Below are 18108 nucleotides of genomic sequence, written 5' to 3' on the forward strand. Positions count from 1 at the left end.
AAAAAAACAGTATGCTTAGGCCTATAAAAAGGAGCATACATGTATCAAGTACTTGCACGGAAATATCGTCCTCGCAATTTTAATGAGCTAGTGGGTCAAAACCACGTTTCTCGAGCACTAACCAGTGCTTTAGAGCGCGGGCGTTTGCACCATGCTTATTTATTTACAGGAACGCGTGGGGTCGGAAAAACCACCATTGCCCGTATTTTGGCGAAGTGCTTGAACTGTGAAACAGGTGTGACTTCGACACCATGTGAAGTTTGCCCAACCTGTACCGCCGTGAATGAAGGCCGTTTTATTGACTTGATTGAAATCGATGCGGCATCACGGACTAAAGTTGAAGATACGCGAGAGCTTTTAGACAATGTGCCTTATGCGCCGACGCAAGGTCGTTTTAAGGTCTATTTGATCGATGAAGTACATATGCTGTCTACGCATTCTTTTAATGCTTTACTCAAAACATTGGAAGAACCACCTGAACATGTAAAATTCCTTTTTGCAACGACAGATCCGCAAAAGCTCCCAATTACTGTGATCTCGCGCTGTTTGCAATTTACATTACGCCCTTTGGCTGTAGATGAAATTACTGAGCATCTGGGGAATATTTTAAATAAAGAAAACATCCAAGCCGAACAAGATGCGATTTGGCAAATTGCAGAGTCTGCCCAAGGCTCATTACGTGATGCACTTTCTTTGACAGATCAGGCAATTGCTTACGGTCAGGGCGCTATCCAGCACCAAGATGTCAAAGAAATGTTGGGTTTAATCGACCGTACCATTATTTATGATCTGATCCTGGCGATACATCAAAACCAAAAACAACGGGTGAGTGAGTTGCTGATGCAATTCCGCCAGCAAGCACTGGATGTATCTTTAGTTTTGGATCAACTGATTTCGACTTTACATGAATTGGCATTACTACAATATTTGCCAGAACTAAGTCTCAAATATAGTGCTGAAATTAATAAAAAAATCATGCAATTGTCTCAGCAAATTGCTGCGCAAGACTTGCAACTTTATTACCAAATTGCATGTAAAGGGCGTGCTGAATTACAGCTGGCAGTCACGCAAGAGCAAGGCTTTGAAATGTCGGTGCTGCGCATGTTGGCGTTCCGTCCATTACAACCAAATGAAGTGTTGGTGGCTCAGACGAATAGCGCTGTAGTTGAACCTGTACAACAAGCGGCAATACTGAGTTCTGATCCAGAAACGGCTTTGCAGCAAGATGCTGAAGGTACAGTTGTTGATGTGGCATCTGAAGACGCTGCAATAACTCAGGATGCAGAGCCTGAGTTTAAGCCTGAACTTGATGATGTCGACCTTTCAGAAAGCGTTGAAGATAATAAACCACCAGTGGACTCATCTCAGCAATCTGATCAAATCGTTTTCGATCCTTCCAGTGATGAAGTGCTATTCGATTTAGATGAAGCAGACGAATTTAATGCTCGAAGCAATGACGATGAGCCAAATAGTGATGATTTCTTATTTGATGAAATTGTACCGCTAGACCTAGAAAGTCAAAATGATGCTTCCCTTGAAGATGTCGTAGCAATAGCTGAACCTGCTGTGCAAGCGAAGTCGTTTGATTTAGCAAATGAAGTGCTGTCTGCTGATAGTGTACAGGATAACCAAGTTGTAGAAAATCAAAGCCAGCAAACAGTTGCTACTATTGTAGAGTCTGCTCAACTTGAACAGGTTTCATCTGCATCAGCCGATTTAATGCCACAAGATATTTTACAACTACAACCGCAGCAGTTAGTCGGTGAGTGGACGGTGGAGAAGTGGGAATACTGGTTCAGAAGCAGTGGCTTATCACCCGCGGTACAAGAATTAGCTCAGCAAGGTTTAATGGCTGGGAAAATTAATGCCGAGTCTGTGTTTATGATTCCGCAGCGTTATGAGCAACTCCTCACCCAATTACGTCATGTTTTGGAAGATGCGCTCAAAGCTGAATGGCCTCAGACGCGTTTTGATGTGAAATATGCAGAAGTTGAGACGATTACGCCGTACACCATGCAGGCGCAGCGCAAGCAAAAAGCATTTCAACGTGCGCATGAGTTACTGCAAAATGAAGACACGGTCAAAGGCCTTGTACAAACTTTTGATGGTGAATTACATAATATCCAACTTAAGTAATGTCATGGCTTAAGTAGTGGCGCAAAGCACTCCGCATTTCAGATGGGATCGGGGTGCTTTTTCGTGTTTCACGGTCTACAAAAACATGAATAAAATGTCCTTGAGCTGAAGCAGTTTCTTGACCAAATTTGAAAATGGCAAGTTCGTAAGTGAGTGAAGAGTTCCCTATTTTGGAAATTGTCACACCAACATCAATAATCTCAGGATAAGACAACTCATGTAAGAAACTACATGCTGAGTCGACCACTAAACCAATAATAGGTGATTGGTGGATATCAAAATTTGCTTTTTCAATCAGTAAGGCATTTGCGGCAGTATCAAAATAACTATAGTAGGTGACGTTGTTGACATGGCCATAGAGGTCATTGTCCGACCAACGTGTTTGAATCGGTAGAAAATAATGAAATTGGTCACGTGTCTTTGCAGCTTGTCTCATCGTTATTATCCTTAAAAATCATCTTATAAGTAGCCTAAGTTAATTATATGGCTTAGCTGTAAATGGCTTGATAAATTTCGCGTGCCTGTTGCCACTCTAGTTCTCTTGGGTTGTTTTGTAGTAGGCGTGTTTGCAACATGGCATCGGTTGCAAGCTGGTCTAGACTGTGTTCAGAAATATTCAACGCTTTGAGTTTTAATGTTAAGCCACTGCGGTCTAAATGGTTTTGCATATGATCGACGAAAAGATCAGAAAGACCATCGGTACAGCCTGTACTTTTTGGGTCGAGCCAGCAGATCAGTTCCGCATAATGTTGCTTAGCTTGGGGGAGGTTAAACTTTAAAACCTCTGTCAGCACTAAGGCATTACTGTGTCCATGAGAAATGTGAAAATGCCCACCCAATGGATAAGCAAGCGCATGAACAGCACCGACAGGGGCATTGGCAAAGGCTTGTCCTGCCAACATTGAACCGACCAACATATTTTGTCGAGCTTCTAAATTTCGACCATCTTCTAGCACCAAACTGAGGTTTTGATTCAGCAGTTTTAAAGCCTGTTTCGCCAACATGTCAGCATAGGGGTTTTTCTTGATTTTAGAGGTATAGGCTTCAATCGCATGTACCATCGCGTCAATGCCTGTAGCAGCGCTAATATGACACGGCAGGTTTTCAGTAAATGTCGCATCCAAAATCGCTACATCGGCAAAAAGAACGGGTGCTACGATGCCAGTCTTTGTCGTTTCACCGGTGGTGACAATCGAAATCGGTGTGACTTCAGAGCCTGTCCCTGCAGTGGTAGGGACTAAAATTAAGGGTAGACGAGGTGCTTGGGCATTATTCACCCCATAAAGATCTGATAACTTTTGCTGCTGTGCGGGATGGCTGAGTATGGCAATAATTTTTGCAACATCCATAGAGCTGCCGCCACCAAAACCTAAAATGATATCTACTTTTTGCTGTTTGGCATAATCAACCGCATTTAAAACAATTTGCTCACTTGGATCTGCTTCAACCTCACTGTAAATACTATAAGTGAGCGAGAGATCTTCTAAAATTTCCAAGATGGGAAGGTGAAGCTGATGCTTTAACATGCCTGCATCTGTAACCAATAACAGATGTTGATAAGGGCGTACTGTTAAAATGTCTCTGAGTTGCTGAATGCTGCCTAAGCCTGAAATAATATTCGGCACAGTTTGAAATTGAAATTGGTTCATAACAGCATCCTTTTTTATATCTTATCCAACAATATTGTTTTGTACTTCTATAGGATTCATCCTCTAAATAACTTAACATAAGACACTTGAAAATAAAGCTGTTTCGAGGTGGTTATGTCATTCACAGCGCCCTATAAGGTGTTATGTGTCTGTTTAGGAAATATTTGTCGTTCTCCCACGGCAGAAGTGGTTCTCAGACATTTTTGTGATGCACATCAGCTCAATATCGAAATCGATTCGGCGGGAACCAGTAACTACCATCCCAACAAAGCACCTGACTTACGTAGTCAAGAACATGCTTTAAAACGGGGCTATGATTTATCCAGCTTACGCGCACGACAGTTACAGACCCATGATTTTGTTCATTTCGATTTAATTTTGGCGATGGATCATCTTAATTTTGATGATATTCAAGCCTTGTATCAAACAGCGCAAACTGAATTTGGTACTCAGCCTCTCCGCGCTAAAATTGCACTGATGTCTGAACATGACGCGCAGTATCCGCAGCAAGCATTACCTGATCCTTACTATGGTGGCTCTGATGGTTTTGAACGTGTTCTTGACCAATGTGAGTCGAGCAGCCAAGCGTGGGTCAGTATTTTTAAACAACAATTTGAACAGTAATTAAGGTTCGTGCATGCAAATCGAAACACAAAAACAGCTTAAACCTTTTAATACGTTAAGCTTAAATGCGATAGCCTCTCATTATGTTCAAATTCACAGTCCAGATGAGCTTGTAGAAGCATTGGACTATGCACAGCAACACGCTTTGAATGTCATGATTTTATCTGGTGGAAGTAATATGCTGCTTCCTGCACAAATTGATGCTCTAGTTGTGCATATGAACATTCTAGGCGTAGAAAACCTGTCTGAAGATGTGAATACCAAAACTATACGAGTCGGCGCGGGACAAGTTTGGCATGACTTTGTGCTTTGGACGACAGAACATCATTTATTTGGCTTGCAGAATTTGGCGTTGATTCCGGGCCTCGTGGGCGCATCTCCTGTACAAAATATTGGCGCTTATGGTGTAGAGGCCGGCGAGTTCATTGAAAGTGTACAAGTCTATGACCGACAGTTGAAAACGTTTAGCGATATTCAAGCCAAAGACTGTGCATTTAGTTATCGTCATAGTATTTTTAAAGATGATCCAACTCGCTATGTGATTACACATGTGACTTTCAAGTTGTTGAAAAAAGAAGATTTGAAAATTAGCTATGGTGACTTAAAACAAGCCGTGGGTGATGAGCTCACTGCTTTTAATTTACAACAACAAGTGATTCAGATTCGTCAAAGTAAATTGCCTGATCCGAAAGAATTTCCAAATGTAGGCAGTTTTTTTAAGAATCCAATAATGAGTCAGCAAGCTTATGACCTTTTAGCCCAACAATTTGAAAAATTGCCACATTATCCGCAGTTGAATGGTGATGTTAAAATTGCAGCAGGTTGGTTGATAGATCAATCGGGCTGGAAAGGTAAGCAGCTTGGTGTGGTCGGGATGTTTGCCAAACAAGCCTTGGTTTTAGTGAATTATGCCAATGCAGATTTGAACGATGTACAGAGCACATACCGTGCAGTACAGCAGGATGTGTATAATAAATTTAAAGTTTTGTTGGAACCTGAGCCTGTGCTATTTAATTCCTCGGGTCTCATCCAATCTCATCAGGATCGTTAAAAGTATGAGTAAAACCCATAAAATGGTGCGTTTAATGCAAATCACTTCGGTGCTGTTTGCATTTTTCGGCTGTTTAATGATTTTTATTTATACACCTTTTTATTCTAAGCTGATTGTGGCGACATTGAATGCCTTTGTCCCTGTAGATGTCAATGAAGTTGCAGCACAAAGTCAAAAAATGGCAGCACTCAGTGAGCAAGAAAGCTTAGAACCGGGTTCTGATTTATGGATTGCTCGTCAAGCGTACTTACAGTTGATGGAAGAGCAAATCCAAGAACATAATTCGCAAAACCTAACCACGATTCAGGCACGTTATAAAGCACTGCAACAGTTAATTATTTCTGAACAGCGTGAAGAGCAAGAAAAAGAGCAAAAGCCTCAAATTCCTTTGGTGGTTGAGACAGCAAGTTCTGAGGTTGATCCGACCGAAAATGTCAAAGAACTACTAGAGCTGAATAGCAAAGAAAATAAAGCCTTGATGGAACATTATCTCGACTTTTTAAAAACACATAAAGTTGAGACTGTAGAGGAAGAGCCGATAGATGAACAAATCTATCAGGACATCGCACAAATACATGCACAAAATGAAGAGAGAAAAGCGGCATTAAACATGCCGAATGCCATAGTTGTTTTGGGTGGTGGATTAACTTTAGACAAAAATCGTAAAGATATTGTGGTGAATGAATATACGCGATTACGTCTTGAAACCACATTGCAGGTCGAACAACAGTTCAAGCTCCCCATTGTGCTTAGCGGTGTCGAAGCCCCGTATATGCAAAAATGGTTAAAGGCACGTGGAGTCGATGCGAAATTGCTTGAAGACCGCAGTATGAATACTTGCGAAAACTCACGCTTTAGCTCTTTGCTGTTGCAGAAAAAAGGTGGTGCACCTAGAGTGATTTTGATTACAGATCAATATCATATGCCACGTACACGCCGTTTATTTGCTTTAAATGGTATCGAAACACAGCCGATTGAGGCACCTATGCCGACCCAATTAACCCAATGGCGTCCAAGTGAACAAAATTATGATCATAGTCGCCGTGCCAATTATGAAATGCTCGCAACGATACGCGATGTACTGTTGGGTTCGAGTGACTGTAGGGAGATTCCATAATGCCTGAACTTCCTTTTTTAAATCCTTCCGTACTCAAACAACTTGAACTTCCTGTGCCGAGCCGTGAGACGACACCACAGCTTTTAATGCCTTTGAATCTAAACCAGCCGTATGAAGCATCGGTGGAGATGGTGTCTTATCGTCGTTTATATGGTTTAGATGCGTTGGACTGTGATCACTGGCAAGGTTATGTTCAAATGCCTTTGTTTAAGCTGCATGTCCAAGTTTTTGCACCAAAAATTGAAAAAATCAAAGGTTCAGTCTGTCTGTTGCATGGTTATTTAGAGCATAGCGGAATTTATCAACCCATTATTAAAGAGTTGCTTGAACAAGGCTTTAGTGTACTGACCTATGATCTTCCGGGGCATGGACTCAGTGATGGATCACCTGCGAATATCCAAAATTTTGATCATTATCAAGATGTGTTACATGCTGTGGTGCGCTATGTCAAACATGCAGAACAGTTACCGCAACCGTGGCTAGGCATAGGACAGAGCACGGGTGGTGCAATTTTGATGCATCATTTGCTTGAGTTTGCCGAACGCCGTGAAAACCCTTATGTGCAACGTGTTTTGTTGTTGTCGCCACTCATTCGACCTGCAAAATCCGCTTGGTGGCATAACTCGGTTGGATTAGGCATTATTCGTCGGATTAAACGTCAAGTGCCGCGTCATTTTAGGCGGAATAATCACAACCCAGAGTTCTTACGCTTTGTTCGTTTAAAAGATCCGCTACAACCTCGCATGATGGGTATGGATTGGATTTTGGCTATGTCCAAATGGATGTTGGAAATGGAGCAGCGCCCAGCCTGCCGCATTCCTGTCTGGTTAGCCCAAGGTGCGCTGGATCAGACGGTAGACTGGCGTTATAACATTGAGTTTATTCGTGAAAAGTTCCGCTTACAAACTTTATTGATGTTGGAGGAAGGTTCACATCAATTGATCAATGAACGTTCAGATATTCGTGCGGCATTAACAGGTCTAATTCCAGCCTTTTTACATGCGCAGGGTTCATCGAGTGGTTATTACTAACATTCTGTGATTTCTGTTATCGAAAATAAAAAAAGAGGCTGATAGAGCCTCCTTTTTATTTAGAAATGTTCTAATTTGGACATATTCCACATACGGAAATAGAAGTTCTCTTCATCTTTATTTTCACAAGACAGCAGTTCACCATCTTTTAACCAAAAATGTAGCTGCGCATAGTTTCGAATTTCTCGGTCATTAATACGCTGCGCTAAATGGCGTGCTTTAATTTCTGCTGGATGTTTTAAGCCCGCTGAAGCAATCATTTCTGAAAGTGCCTTTAATGTGTTGTCATGAAAATGCAAAACGCGTTCGGCTTTTGTGGGCACATGTATTGCTTTTTGACGCTCTTTGTCTTGCGTTGCGACACCAACAGGGCATTGGTTGGTATGACAACTTTGTGCTTGAATGCAACCCACCGCAAACATAAACCCTCGTGCAGAGTTCACCCAATCTGCACCAATTGCCATGGTACTGGCAATATCAAAGGCACTCACCAATTTGCCGCTGGCACCAATTTTGATCTGATCACGTAAACCGGCACCGACCAGTGTATTGTGTACAAAAAGTAAGCCTTCACGTAGTGGTACGCCCATATTATCTATCAGCTCGATAGGCGCTGCACCAGTCCCGCCTTCTGAACCATCTACCACAATAAAATCAGGAATAATCTGAGTATGTAGCATGGCTTTGACAATACTCATAAACTGCCAAGGCTGGCCAATACAAAGCTTGAAGCCGACAGGTTTGCCTTCAGATAACTCACGCAGTTTTTGAATAAAATGCATCATCTGAATTGGAGTTTTAAAAGCAGAGTGACTTGAGGGAGAAACACAGTCATGATCGCGACTGACTCCACGTATTTCAGCAATCTCTTCAGAAATTTTATCTTTTGGTAGAATCCCGCCATGACCGGGTTTTGCTCCCTGAGAGAGCTTGATTTCGATCATTTTGACTTGAGGTCGTTTGGCTTGAACGGCAAATTTTTCAGGGTCAAATTGACCATCAAGGGTACGGCAACCAAAATAACCACTGCCTAACTCCCAAACAATATCACCTCCATATTCAAGATGGTACGGACTTAAACTGCCTTCGCCAGTATCATGGTAAAAACCACCCATTTGCGCTCCTTTGTTTAAAGCGCGAATGGCATTGGCACTCAAGCTTCCAAAACTCATGGCTGAAATATTGAAAATAGAAGCACTATAAGGTTGTGAGCATTGCGAATTGCCCACCAAAATACGGAAGGTTTTAGGGTCAGCAGGTGTACATGGGCTCAGTGAATGAGTCATGAAGCGGTAATTGTCTGCATAGACATCGATAATGGAGCCGAAGGGTTTATCTGCATTTTGGTTTTTTGCACGTTGATAGACCAAACTGCGTTGCATACGCGAAAAAGGCAGTGCGTCTTGATCGGCCTCAATAAAATATTGGCGAATTTCAGGGCGGAAATCTTCAAAAATAAAACGAAAGTGCCCCATGATCGGGTAGTTCTTTAAGATCGAATGTTTATTTTGTAAAACATCATGCAAGCCAACAAGACTCAGTAAACCTGTGATTAGCCAAATACTGTTCAGTAAAGTATCCGAAATAAAATAATTAATATAGATGGGGGTATGGCTATAATGAAAAAAAGTAATGCTTAAAAAAATAAAAATACACAATAGCCAAATGGAGTGCCGTGAAAAAAAAGTATTGAGTAATTTATGACGTATGGATTGAGCAGGGCTAGACATATGGCTGGGCATCCTTCCTGATTGTTTAGACCTAATGTGCCAAGTCTCTATTTCATCTACAAGTAATAAATTGTTGTTAAGCCCGTTATTATTTGCAGGAGGAATCCAATATTAAAATTACGGATAAATTTTATACAGATTGATATCTTTCAGAATTTAAAGTATATAAAATGAATATGAACAAGCGCTTATTGTTCAAAAGAAAAAATTATAAATTACTTACTTCTAGGGATAGGTTAGGCCAAGCTTGCATCGGTATAGTGTGGTTGAAGAATGATAAGAAAAAGGGGAAGCTTCAGTGAAAAATAAGGAAACTGTTTTGCCTGCACCTGTTTTAATCGTGGAAGATGAAGCCATGATTCGCTCGCGCCTAGATCTGATCCTGTCGGAGCTGGGCTATAGTCAAGATATGCTGATTTTTGCTAAAAATTTAGCTGAAGCCATGCAAATCATTGCATCACAACCGATTTCTTTAGCTTTAGTTGATTTAGGGTTGCCCGATGGAAATGGTATTACCTTAATTGAAAAACTTAGAGAGATAGACGAAAGCGCCTTAATTTTGGTGATTTCGGCATGGAGTACACAGCAAAGTTTATTTGCCTCGATTAAGGCTGGAGCGAATGGCTATGTATTGAAAGAACGTGATGATGCTGAAGTGCTGATGTCCATACGGAGTATTTTGCGCGGTGGTGCACCGATTGACCCCTTTATTGCTCGCGAAATTTTAAATCAAATCTCAACCTCAAATACCCCCCAAACTGAGCGTGTAGAGCAGTTATATGGTCAGGACTATGACCAACTGACCAATCGAGAAACTGAAATTCTCAACTTGGTGGCGCAAGGCCTGAGTAACCGCGAAATTGCTGAGCAATTATTTGTTTCGCGCTATACCGTTGAAAGCCATATTAAGCATATTTACCGCAAGCTTTCTGTTTCAAAAAGAACCAAAGCAGTCAGCACTGCGCGTTCTTTAGGTATTTTATGAGAAATGGCTGGCTGAGCATTTTTGTCACACTGTGTTTGTGTGTGCTTAGTTTTGCCAGTTCCGCACAAACAAACTTTGCTGTTAGTCCAACCTGTAAAGTGAATGTCGATAAAATTTCTGCGGTGAAAACAAGTTCTATCGATGTTGTTCCGAAGACGGGATGGGTAGAGGTCAAAAACCCTGACGTGTGGACAGAACGCTGGCCACATTACGATGGCGGCGTTTGGTATCATTTTAATTGGCATTGGAGTTGTAACGACAGTAATGAACTGAAGCAGCCTTTAGCATTTTCTGTTGAAGGCATGAGTAGCGCAGGCGCTGTTTTTTTTAATCGAAATTTACTTTGGAAAGATAAGCATTTAGTTGAGCCTCTATCCAAAAGTTGGAATACCCCGCGTTTTTGGATCCTTCCTGTCGAAAGCTTAAAACAAAAAAACAATGACATTTGGGTGTATGTGGTTGGTAATAGTTATGAAAGTCCGGGTTTAGGTAATCTAGAATTTTCTGATATCACAACAGCATATGATAAGCAGCAAAAACGACTTTGGAATAAAAGGGCGCTGTTTCAAGTCAACTTAGTTATTTCCACCACCTTAGGCTTGGTGTGCTTTGTCATTTGGTTTTTTAGACGCAATGAAACGACATTTCTGTGGTTTTCTGTTAGCTGTTTGTTTTGGGTATTGTTTATTTGGAATGTCATCAATCGAGAAGTGTTTCCATATCCAAACTCCTTGTGGGTCATGAAAACTAACCTGACTTTTTTTGTTTTATACAATGTTTGCTTTTGCATTTACTTGCTGCGTTTTGTGAAGACAAAGTTTGCTGAGTTAGAGAAAACCTTATTTTTAGTTGCTGCAGTGTGTATTGTCACTATCTTGTTTATCCCGAGCTTGATGGTCAATATCGTATTTGCTGTGATTTTCCTGTTATGTATTGCATTATTTATCGCATCATTCTGCTTTGTGATTTATCGTGCTTATAAGACCAAGCGCCGTGATTATATCTTGTTGGTGGTTTGTTTAAGTGTGATTCTTATCGTTATGCTTTACGATATTTCACTACTTTTTGATGGGCATATTAATGACCATCAGCCTTTGTCGCCGTATACCTCACCGGTGATCACTTTTTTCATTGTGATTATTCTTGCAACACGTTTAGATAAAAATATTAAAAAAATACAAAGATTTAATAGTGAGCTTGAGCAACGAGTGAGCTTTGTGACCAGTAATCTGTCCTCTAGTTTATATGCTCGACACCAATTAGAGCTTGAAAATGTCCGCTTACAAGAGCGTATTCATTTAGCACATGATTTGCACGATGGTTTGGGTGCATCTTTGGTTCGTTCCATGATTTTGGTGGATCAGAGCTCCAGCACCATGTCGAATCAACAATTTTTATCCATCCTCAAATTGCTTCGAGATGATTTAAGACAAATTATTGATAGTGGTTCTTTAACCAATAACAAAACGCCAGATAATCCTGTGTTATGGATTGCTCCTGTTCGGCATCGGTTTAGTCAGATCATGGATGAGCTAGATATGGAGGCGACTTGGAGCATTCCGGAGGCATGGGAAATACAACCGACGGCACTACAATGTTTGACTTTAATTCGTGTGCTTGAAGAAAGTCTGACCAATATTATGAAGCACAGCCAAGCACGGCATATTGATGTAAAAATGTATTATCCAAGTACAACTCACTTGGTCATGATTATTCAGGATGATGGCGTAGGTTTTAATGTGGAGTGTGTGCTTAACCACGGGATGGGCATTGGTATGCGCAGTATGAAAATGCGTTTAGAAAAAATTGGTGCTGAGCTCAATATCGAATCTGAAAAAGGCTGTACCAAAATTATTGCCAGTTTAAGGTTTGGTGAGGGAGAAAGTGCTGAGTAGATTAGATTCCTCAGCACTTGGTTTGCTTAAGCTTCGTCAGGTGGGAGTAGCATTAAGACGGATTCGTTCATCAGCATTGCAATGTCTTCTAGAATATCGGCATCATATAAGCTTTCATCAAGTAACAGTGCTTCACCATCTGCTAAATTCTTAAGTAATGGTGCAAATTGCTCTGAAATGCATAGCCCTTCACCGTTGGCCCAAAATAAGAATTCATCTTCATCGTGAGTATAAAGTAGGCGAGAAGCGGGTTCTAAGATCAGCTGATAGCCTTGGTCTAAAACACCTTCTAAATCTCCTGTGCCAATTTCTTCAGCTTCAGGAATATTTTCAGGGTACTTTGGCTCTGACATCAAGGTCATAATGGCATCTTCAAGCAAAGTTGAGTTTTGCAGTTGAGCCAAAATTTCTGCCTTTAAATAATCCAATTCGTTTTGTGTTAATTGACCGATCGGACTTTGTTGGTCACGGACAATATCGAGCAAAGGATTACGCAGTAGCGCGTTATCAGACAGTTTGTCGCCTACACGGTCTACCATGTCGGTGACGTTTGGCATACGGAAGCCAAAAGAGAAGGTCAGACAGTCATCTTCAGCTACACCATAATGTGATAAACCCGGTGGTACATAAAGTAGATCACCTGGCGCTAATACTTCGTCAAAATGTACGTCAATTTCAGGCAGTAATTTTAAAGGTTGGCCTGAAACAATCTCAGATTCAGCATCGCACATTTGACCCAACTGCCAACGACGATGACCATAACCTTGAACTAAAAAGACATCGTAAAAGTCAAAATGCTTTCCTACAGAGCCACCCTTAGGTGCATAAGACACCATGATGTCATCACGGCGCCACTGCGGAATAAAAGGAAATTTTTTCCACAGTGCTGCTAAGTCAAAAGAGTAGTGGTCTACGGCTTGAACCAATAAAGTCCAGAGTTTTGGCATCTTTTGGAAATCAGCTTTTAACAGCGGTGAAGATTTGACCGACCACTGATTTGGGTCACGGTCTTTTTGTTTGATGAGACGAGCTGTGACATTTTCATCTAAAGCCAGTTCCATAATATCGCTAGGTTCTAAAATATTGATAATTTCAGGCAGCGCGTTGCGGACCAATAATGGCTTTTTTTGCCAATATTCGGCAAGGAATTGTTCAGCTGTAATACCGCCAAGAACATCAAGAGATTGGGACATGGAAATAGCCTAAGCAAATTTAAAACAATATTGTGACTATTGTCTTATGATCGAAGGTCTATGTGCAAGTATCGTTAGATTTATTTAAATGCGCTTGGTTGATTTAAATAAATTGAGTTTGTCTCAGTCGCTATGATTGTAGGCATCAAAATTTTTACAGCATAATAGGTCTAAAATATAGTGAAGAAAAATAATGTTAAGTAAAGAAGATGCCGAGAAAATGGCGAATGAGATATTGCAAAAAGAAAGAGAGAAAAGTCAGTCCAAATTAGCGAAAAAATCATCCTCAATCGATAGGATATACGAAAAAAAAGATTTGGCTAAGGTGCCGCAATATCAGCTATCTTACTTTTAGACAAGCCAAAAGGCTCGCTGAAGATCATCCGCTATATAATAAAATGTGGTATGGCTATTTGGTATTGGCATTGTTATTTGTCAAATATTTCTTTAGATAGAGGGAAAGTGTGAGTAGCTTTGACCCTAATAATATTGGTCTATTTTCATTTCTTATTCTTTTTATGGTCATTGGGCTATACCGTAGTCTATTCATTCGAATGTACTTTAAACGACTCATTCAAGCTTATCTCTCAGCAAATTCGTCTAAAAGTCTTTGAGCGATTGGCTATATATTTTATTCATGCTGTTGTTACATTTAATGCTCAAAATTGAACAACAACATCTGCTGCTGTTCAATTTATTGGGGAACCAACTAAAAATACTGCTACAGAATTAAGGCACAAGCACTTTTAATTCACGCAGAATATGACACAACTGAATCATAGGCATACCCATCAACGTGGTTTGATCTTGTCCTATCATTTGTTCAAATAAGCTGATACCAAGGCTTTCACACTTGAAGCTTCCTGCACACATCAGTGGCTGTTCAATTTCAACATAACGCTGAATTTCAGGCAGTCCCAATTTACGGAACTTAACTTTATAGTGTTCAACCAGACTACGCTCAAAGCCTGTTGAATGTTGCTGCACGCTGAGTGCGGTACTGAAATAGACAATTTTGTCCGAATTGGCCTGTAGCTGTTTAATGGCTTTTTCAGTACTCAATGGCTTACCAATAAAAATATCGGGTGCACCTTCACGCCATGCCACCTGATCTGAACCAATCACGATCGCTTCAGGGTTTTGAGATGCAATGACATGCGCTTTTTCAAAAGCCAGTCGCTTGGCTAAATCATCGGCATGGCTTTCACCACGAGGTGATTCGTCTATATCAGGGACAACGCAGCGGTAGTCTAGACGTAAACGGTTCATGAGGTCTTTACGAGTTTGACTGCTTGATGCCAAGATAATTTCTGAAGTATTCATTCGACTGCATATTCCATAAGCACATTCAGCGGGACATAGGACAGTACAGCTTGATGGCAAGCTTGAACTTTAACAGGAGGCGCAAAACCGGCTTGATAAGCTTCTACCCAACGGGTCACACAGATACACCAAAAATCGCCAGGCTGTAGACCTGGAAAGTCAACTTCAGGCACAGGGGTAATGAGATCATTACCCACTCGCTGAGAAAAATTTAAAAACTCAGAGGTCATTTCGACACAGATCGTGTGTTGTCCCAAATCGGAAGGTGCTGTATGACAAAAACCATTACGGAAATAACCTGTGATCGGGGAATAACAACAGCTGGCTAAAGGTTCACCCAAAACGTTTAAACGGTTTAGATTTGGATCAGGATGAATAGACATAAATGCTAAATCTAGTGAGACTTTTCACTATGATAGCAAAACTTTGCCTTTCGTTTGCTTTTCTGCAAAAGAAGCTAACCTTTTTCTGCATAATCATTTAAAATCGACGCGATTTATATATATAGAAAGAGAGCTCTACATGAATTTTCAGCGTATGACTGACCTCGATTTAACGGGTAAACGTGTTCTTATTCGCGAAGATTTAAACGTTCCTGTTAAAAATGGTGTGATTACAAGCGATGCACGTTTACGTGCCGCTTTACCAACAATTAAAGCAGCGTTAGCACAAGGCGCAGCCCTAATGGTTTATTCTCACCTTGGTCGTCCAGTTGAAGGTGAGCCAAAACCAGAACAATCATTAGCACCTGTTGCTGCGTATTTGACTGAAGCACTGGGTCAAGACGTTCAATTAGTGACGGATTACCTTGATGGTGTTGAAGTTGCAGCAGGTCAAGTGGTACTCCTTGAAAACTGCCGTTTTAACGCAGGTGAAAAGAAAAACAACCCAGAACTTGCGGCAAAATATGCAGCCCTTTGTGATGTATTTGTGATGGATGCATTCGGTACAGCGCACCGTGCAGAAGCATCAACTGAAGGTGTGGCACGTTTAGCGAAAGTTGCGGCGGCTGGTCCTTTATTGGCGGCTGAGTTAGATGCACTTGGCCGTGCATTACAAACACCTGAAAAACCAATGGTTGCTATTGTTGCGGGTTCTAAAGTATCGACTAAGTTAGATGTGTTGACATCACTTTCTGATATTTGCGATCAATTGATCGTGGGTGGTGGTATTGCCAATACGTTCTTGGCAGCAGCAGGCTTCAATGTCGGTAAATCATTGTGTGAAAATGATTTGATCGATACAGCAAAGGCAATTGCGGCAAAAGTTTCTGTACCGCTTCCAACGGATGTTGTAGTAGCAGATGCTTCTGAAATCGATTTTGCAGACTTCTTAGGTTCATTGGCAGCAGCAAAAGCTGTCGTGAAAAAAGTTGAAGATGTGACTGACAATGACATGATTTTGGATGTAGGTCCAGAAACGGCAAAAGCATTTGCAGACATTCTAAAAACGTCGAAAACGATTCTTTGGAATGGCCCAGTGGGCGTATTTGAAGTTGATCAATTCGGCGAAGGCACAAAAACTTTATCTTTAGCGATTGCTGAATCTGCTGGCTTCTCTATTGCAGGTGGTGGTGACACTTTAGCTGCTATTGATAAGTATGAAGTTGCAGACAAAATTGGTTATATCTCAACCGGTGGTGGTGCTTTCCTTGAGTTTGTCGAAGGTAAAACACTTCCAGCAGTTGCAGCGCTGATTGAGCGTGCACAATAATTATTGTGTGCTCATGTTGTTGTAAAAAGGTTGACTTCGGTCAACCTTTTTTTATGAGCTTAACAAATCTATTCATCATTCAGTCATGAAAATGAAATAATGCTGAAATAAACTACAGGGCATTAAATCATCTGTTCTAGGAAAACATTATGAATTTAAAAATGACCCTTGCTGCACTTTTGTTAGCACCATTGGCACTGACTGCTTGTAAGAAAAATGAAGCACCAGAGCAAACCGCTGCGGCATCTGAAACAGCAGCAGTTGAAGAAGCTGTAACGGCTGAACAACAAGCGGCAATTGATGCGATTGATCAGCCAGAATTGGATGAAAAGAACAAAGACATTCCTGCTGAAGTTGCAAATGCACCTGCAGATGCTGCAACTGCGGATACTGCGGTAGAGGCTTCGGCAGCTACAGCACACTAAATACACGCGAATTTCGTAAAAAGTCCCTGCAATTGCGGGGATTTTTTTTAAATAGTGTTATTTGTTGCTGAATTGAAACCTTTGAGCATGTAGAATATGTCGCATCAACTGGGAGGACATTATGGCTCTTATTTCATTGCGCCAGCTCTTGGATCACGCCGGCGAACATGCTTACGGCGTACCAGCATTCAACGTAAACAACTTAGAACAAATGCGCGCAATCATGCTTGCAGCAGATGCGACAAATTCACCTGTTATCGTACAAGCATCAGCGGGTGCGCGTAAATATGCAGGTGCTCCATTCTTACGTCATCTTATTTTGGCTGCAATTGAAGAATGGCCACACATTCCAGTGGTAATGCATCAAGACCATGGTACAGATCCAGACGTTTGCCAACGTTCAATTCAATTGGGCTTCTCATCTGTGATGATGGATGGTTCATTGGGGGCAGACGGTAAAACACCAACAACGTATGAATACAACGTTGATGTAACACGTCGTACAGTACAAATGGCGCATGCATGCGGTGTTTCAGTTGAAGGGGAAATCGGTTGTTTAGGTAGCCTTGAAACTGGTATGGCGGGTGAAGAAGATGGCGTAGGCGCTGAAGGTGTTCTTGACCATTCTCAACTTTTAACTTCTGTTGAAGAAGCACGTCAGTTCGTTGCAGATACTAATGTAGATGCGCTTGCAATTGCAGTGGGTACTTCTCACGGTGCATACAAGTTCACGCGTCCACCTACAGGCGATATTTTGGCAATTGACCGCATTAAAGAAATTCATGCGGCGCTTCCAAATACCCACCTTGTCATGCATGGTTCAAGCTCTGTTCCTCAAGAATGGTTAGCGATCATTAACCAGTACGGCGGCGACATCAAAGAAACTTATGGTGTTCCTGTTGAGCAATTGGTTGAAGCAATTAAGCACGGTGTTCGTAAAATCAACATCGATACAGACTTGCGTTTAGCATCGACTGGTGCAATGCGTCGTATGATGGCTGAACAACCAAGCGAATTTGACCCACGTAAATTCTTCGCGAAAACTGTAGATGCAATGAAACAAATTTGTGTTGACCGTTATGAAGCATTTGGTACTGCGGGTAATGCCGATAAGATTCGTCCAATTTCTTTAGAGAAAATGGTTGATCGTTATAAATAATTCTTTTTGAATAATTTATATTGGAAAAGCCCACCCTGATGTGGGCTTTTCTATGTGTGTTTATATTCGAGGCGACA

At 41.2% G+C, this 18108-nt stretch carries 17 protein-coding genes; 11 read left to right on the plus strand and 6 right to left on the minus strand.

What is annotated here, in order from left to right; genetic code table 11:
- The first annotated feature begins 39 nt into the window (after positions 1–39).
- Positions 40–2136 carry a DNA polymerase III subunit gamma/tau gene (gene dnaX, locus ACY3FQ_RS07545; RefSeq protein WP_489773787.1) on the plus strand — a complete coding sequence of 699 codons (2097 nt, stop codon included), beginning with the start codon at positions 40–42 and terminating at the stop codon, positions 2134–2136.
- On the opposite strand, the gene ACY3FQ_RS07550 is transcribed toward dnaX, so the two are convergent.
- Both ACY3FQ_RS07550 and ACY3FQ_RS07555 read right to left on the minus strand, forming a co-directional pair.
- Positions 2129–2572, minus strand: a complete 444-nt coding sequence (locus tag ACY3FQ_RS07550; protein WP_058869707.1) for an acyl-CoA thioesterase — start codon at positions 2570–2572, stop codon at positions 2129–2131. The genes dnaX and ACY3FQ_RS07550 overlap by 8 nt on opposite strands.
- 52 nt (positions 2573–2624) lie before the next feature.
- Entirely contained in the window at positions 2625–3785 is a 1161-nt protein-coding gene (locus tag ACY3FQ_RS07555; protein ID WP_489773788.1) for an iron-containing alcohol dehydrogenase, read from the minus strand.
- A 114-nt stretch (positions 3786–3899) separates the two neighbouring features.
- On the opposite strand from ACY3FQ_RS07555, the gene ACY3FQ_RS07560 reads away from it, so the two are divergent.
- The 4 genes from ACY3FQ_RS07560 to ACY3FQ_RS07575 are packed head-to-tail and all read left to right on the plus strand — an operon-like array spanning position 3900 to position 7608.
- Positions 3900–4409: a low molecular weight protein-tyrosine-phosphatase gene (locus ACY3FQ_RS07560; RefSeq protein ID WP_279681741.1), complete on the plus strand. Its 510-nt coding sequence runs from the start codon at positions 3900–3902 to the stop codon at positions 4407–4409.
- A gap of 13 nt (positions 4410–4422) precedes the next feature.
- Entirely contained in the window at positions 4423–5460 is a 1038-nt protein-coding gene (gene murB, locus ACY3FQ_RS07565; RefSeq protein ID WP_489773789.1) for a UDP-N-acetylmuramate dehydrogenase, read from the plus strand.
- 4 nt (positions 5461–5464) lie between these two features.
- On the plus strand, positions 5465–6577 hold the full coding sequence (locus ACY3FQ_RS07570) for a YdcF family protein (protein WP_259233872.1): 1113 nt from the start codon (positions 5465–5467) through the stop codon (positions 6575–6577).
- Positions 6577–7608 carry an alpha/beta hydrolase gene (locus ACY3FQ_RS07575; RefSeq protein WP_004696940.1) on the plus strand — a complete coding sequence of 344 codons (1032 nt, stop codon included), beginning with the start codon at positions 6577–6579 and terminating at the stop codon, positions 7606–7608. Before ACY3FQ_RS07570 ends, ACY3FQ_RS07575 begins: the two co-directional genes overlap by 1 nt.
- A 59-nt stretch (positions 7609–7667) precedes the next feature.
- On the opposite strand, the gene ACY3FQ_RS07580 is transcribed toward ACY3FQ_RS07575, so the two are convergent.
- On the minus strand, positions 7668–9338 hold the full coding sequence (locus ACY3FQ_RS07580; protein WP_489773790.1) for an FMN-binding glutamate synthase family protein: 1671 nt from the start codon (positions 9336–9338) through the stop codon (positions 7668–7670).
- A 298-nt stretch (positions 9339–9636) separates the two neighbouring features.
- On the opposite strand from ACY3FQ_RS07580, the gene ACY3FQ_RS07585 reads away from it, so the two are divergent.
- Together ACY3FQ_RS07585 and ACY3FQ_RS07590 are read left to right on the plus strand one after the other, a co-directional pair.
- Positions 9637–10323 (plus strand): LuxR C-terminal-related transcriptional regulator, encoded by a 687-nt coding sequence (locus tag ACY3FQ_RS07585; protein ID WP_489773791.1) that lies wholly within the window; start codon positions 9637–9639, stop codon positions 10321–10323.
- Positions 10320–12218: a sensor histidine kinase gene (locus ACY3FQ_RS07590; RefSeq protein WP_489773792.1), complete on the plus strand. Its 1899-nt coding sequence runs from the start codon at positions 10320–10322 to the stop codon at positions 12216–12218. The genes ACY3FQ_RS07585 and ACY3FQ_RS07590 overlap by 4 nt, the downstream gene beginning before the upstream one ends.
- A gap of 26 nt (positions 12219–12244) precedes the next feature.
- On the opposite strand, the gene ACY3FQ_RS07595 is transcribed toward ACY3FQ_RS07590, so the two are convergent.
- Positions 12245–13411, minus strand: a complete 1167-nt coding sequence (locus ACY3FQ_RS07595) for a ribosomal protein uL16 3-hydroxylase (RefSeq protein WP_489773793.1) — start codon at positions 13409–13411, stop codon at positions 12245–12247.
- Between the two features lie 193 nt (positions 13412–13604).
- On the opposite strand from ACY3FQ_RS07595, the gene ACY3FQ_RS07600 reads away from it, so the two are divergent.
- Entirely contained in the window at positions 13605–13766 is a 162-nt protein-coding gene (locus ACY3FQ_RS07600; protein ID WP_279043775.1) for a hypothetical protein, read from the plus strand.
- Between the two features lie 374 nt (positions 13767–14140).
- Here ACY3FQ_RS07600 and ACY3FQ_RS07605 read toward each other — a convergent pair whose 3' ends face one another.
- The gene (locus ACY3FQ_RS07605; protein WP_126036723.1) at positions 14141–14734 is read right to left on the minus strand and encodes a Maf family protein; all 594 of its coding nucleotides are present in this window, start codon (positions 14732–14734) and stop codon (positions 14141–14143) included.
- Complete coding sequence (locus ACY3FQ_RS07610; protein WP_004984725.1) at positions 14731–15117, minus strand: DUF2237 family protein; 387 nt, start codon at positions 15115–15117, stop codon at positions 14731–14733. Before ACY3FQ_RS07610 ends, ACY3FQ_RS07605 begins: the two co-directional genes overlap by 4 nt.
- 139 nt (positions 15118–15256) lie before the next feature.
- Here ACY3FQ_RS07610 and ACY3FQ_RS07615 point away from each other — a divergent pair, with 139 nt between their 5' ends.
- From ACY3FQ_RS07615 to fba, 3 genes are all read left to right on the plus strand, one after another.
- Positions 15257–16447, plus strand: coding sequence for a phosphoglycerate kinase (locus ACY3FQ_RS07615; protein WP_058869696.1), 1191 nt, complete (start codon positions 15257–15259; stop codon positions 16445–16447).
- A gap of 149 nt (positions 16448–16596) precedes the next feature.
- Positions 16597–16872 (plus strand): hypothetical protein, encoded by a 276-nt coding sequence (locus ACY3FQ_RS07620; protein ID WP_126036722.1) that lies wholly within the window; start codon positions 16597–16599, stop codon positions 16870–16872.
- A 121-nt stretch (positions 16873–16993) separates the two neighbouring features.
- A complete protein-coding gene (fba, locus tag ACY3FQ_RS07625) occupies positions 16994–18031 on the plus strand; it encodes a class II fructose-bisphosphate aldolase (RefSeq protein ID WP_004984718.1) in 1038 nt (345 codons plus the stop codon).
- Positions 18032–18108 lie beyond the last annotated feature (77 nt).

The sequence above is a fragment of the Acinetobacter sp. AB03 genome, from assembly GCF_058107045.1.

Coding starts and splice junctions, on each gene's coding strand:
- ACY3FQ_RS07575 (WP_004696940.1), top strand. CDS start 6,577: ATGCCTGAACTTCCTTTTTTAAATCCTTCCGTACTCAAACAACTTGAA.
- ACY3FQ_RS07555 (WP_489773788.1), bottom strand. CDS start 3,785: ATGAACCAATTTCAATTTCAAACTGTGCCGAATATTATTTCAGGCTTA.
- ACY3FQ_RS07610 (WP_004984725.1), bottom strand. CDS start 15,117: ATGTCTATTCATCCTGATCCAAATCTAAACCGTTTAAACGTTTTGGGT.
- dnaX (WP_489773787.1), top strand. CDS start 40: ATGTATCAAGTACTTGCACGGAAATATCGTCCTCGCAATTTTAATGAG.
- ACY3FQ_RS07605 (WP_126036723.1), bottom strand. CDS start 14,734: ATGAATACTTCAGAAATTATCTTGGCATCAAGCAGTCAAACTCGTAAA.
- ACY3FQ_RS07615 (WP_058869696.1), top strand. CDS start 15,257: ATGAATTTTCAGCGTATGACTGACCTCGATTTAACGGGTAAACGTGTT.
- ACY3FQ_RS07570 (WP_259233872.1), top strand. CDS start 5,465: ATGAGTAAAACCCATAAAATGGTGCGTTTAATGCAAATCACTTCGGTG.
- ACY3FQ_RS07560 (WP_279681741.1), top strand. CDS start 3,900: ATGTCATTCACAGCGCCCTATAAGGTGTTATGTGTCTGTTTAGGAAAT.
- ACY3FQ_RS07550 (WP_058869707.1), bottom strand. CDS start 2,572: ATGAGACAAGCTGCAAAGACACGTGACCAATTTCATTATTTTCTACCG.
- ACY3FQ_RS07620 (WP_126036722.1), top strand. CDS start 16,597: ATGAATTTAAAAATGACCCTTGCTGCACTTTTGTTAGCACCATTGGCA.
- ACY3FQ_RS07580 (WP_489773790.1), bottom strand. CDS start 9,338: ATGTCTAGCCCTGCTCAATCCATACGTCATAAATTACTCAATACTTTT.
- fba (WP_004984718.1), top strand. CDS start 16,994: ATGGCTCTTATTTCATTGCGCCAGCTCTTGGATCACGCCGGCGAACAT.
- ACY3FQ_RS07590 (WP_489773792.1), top strand. CDS start 10,320: ATGAGAAATGGCTGGCTGAGCATTTTTGTCACACTGTGTTTGTGTGTG.
- murB (WP_489773789.1), top strand. CDS start 4,423: ATGCAAATCGAAACACAAAAACAGCTTAAACCTTTTAATACGTTAAGC.
- ACY3FQ_RS07600 (WP_279043775.1), top strand. CDS start 13,605: ATGTTAAGTAAAGAAGATGCCGAGAAAATGGCGAATGAGATATTGCAA.
- ACY3FQ_RS07595 (WP_489773793.1), bottom strand. CDS start 13,411: ATGTCCCAATCTCTTGATGTTCTTGGCGGTATTACAGCTGAACAATTC.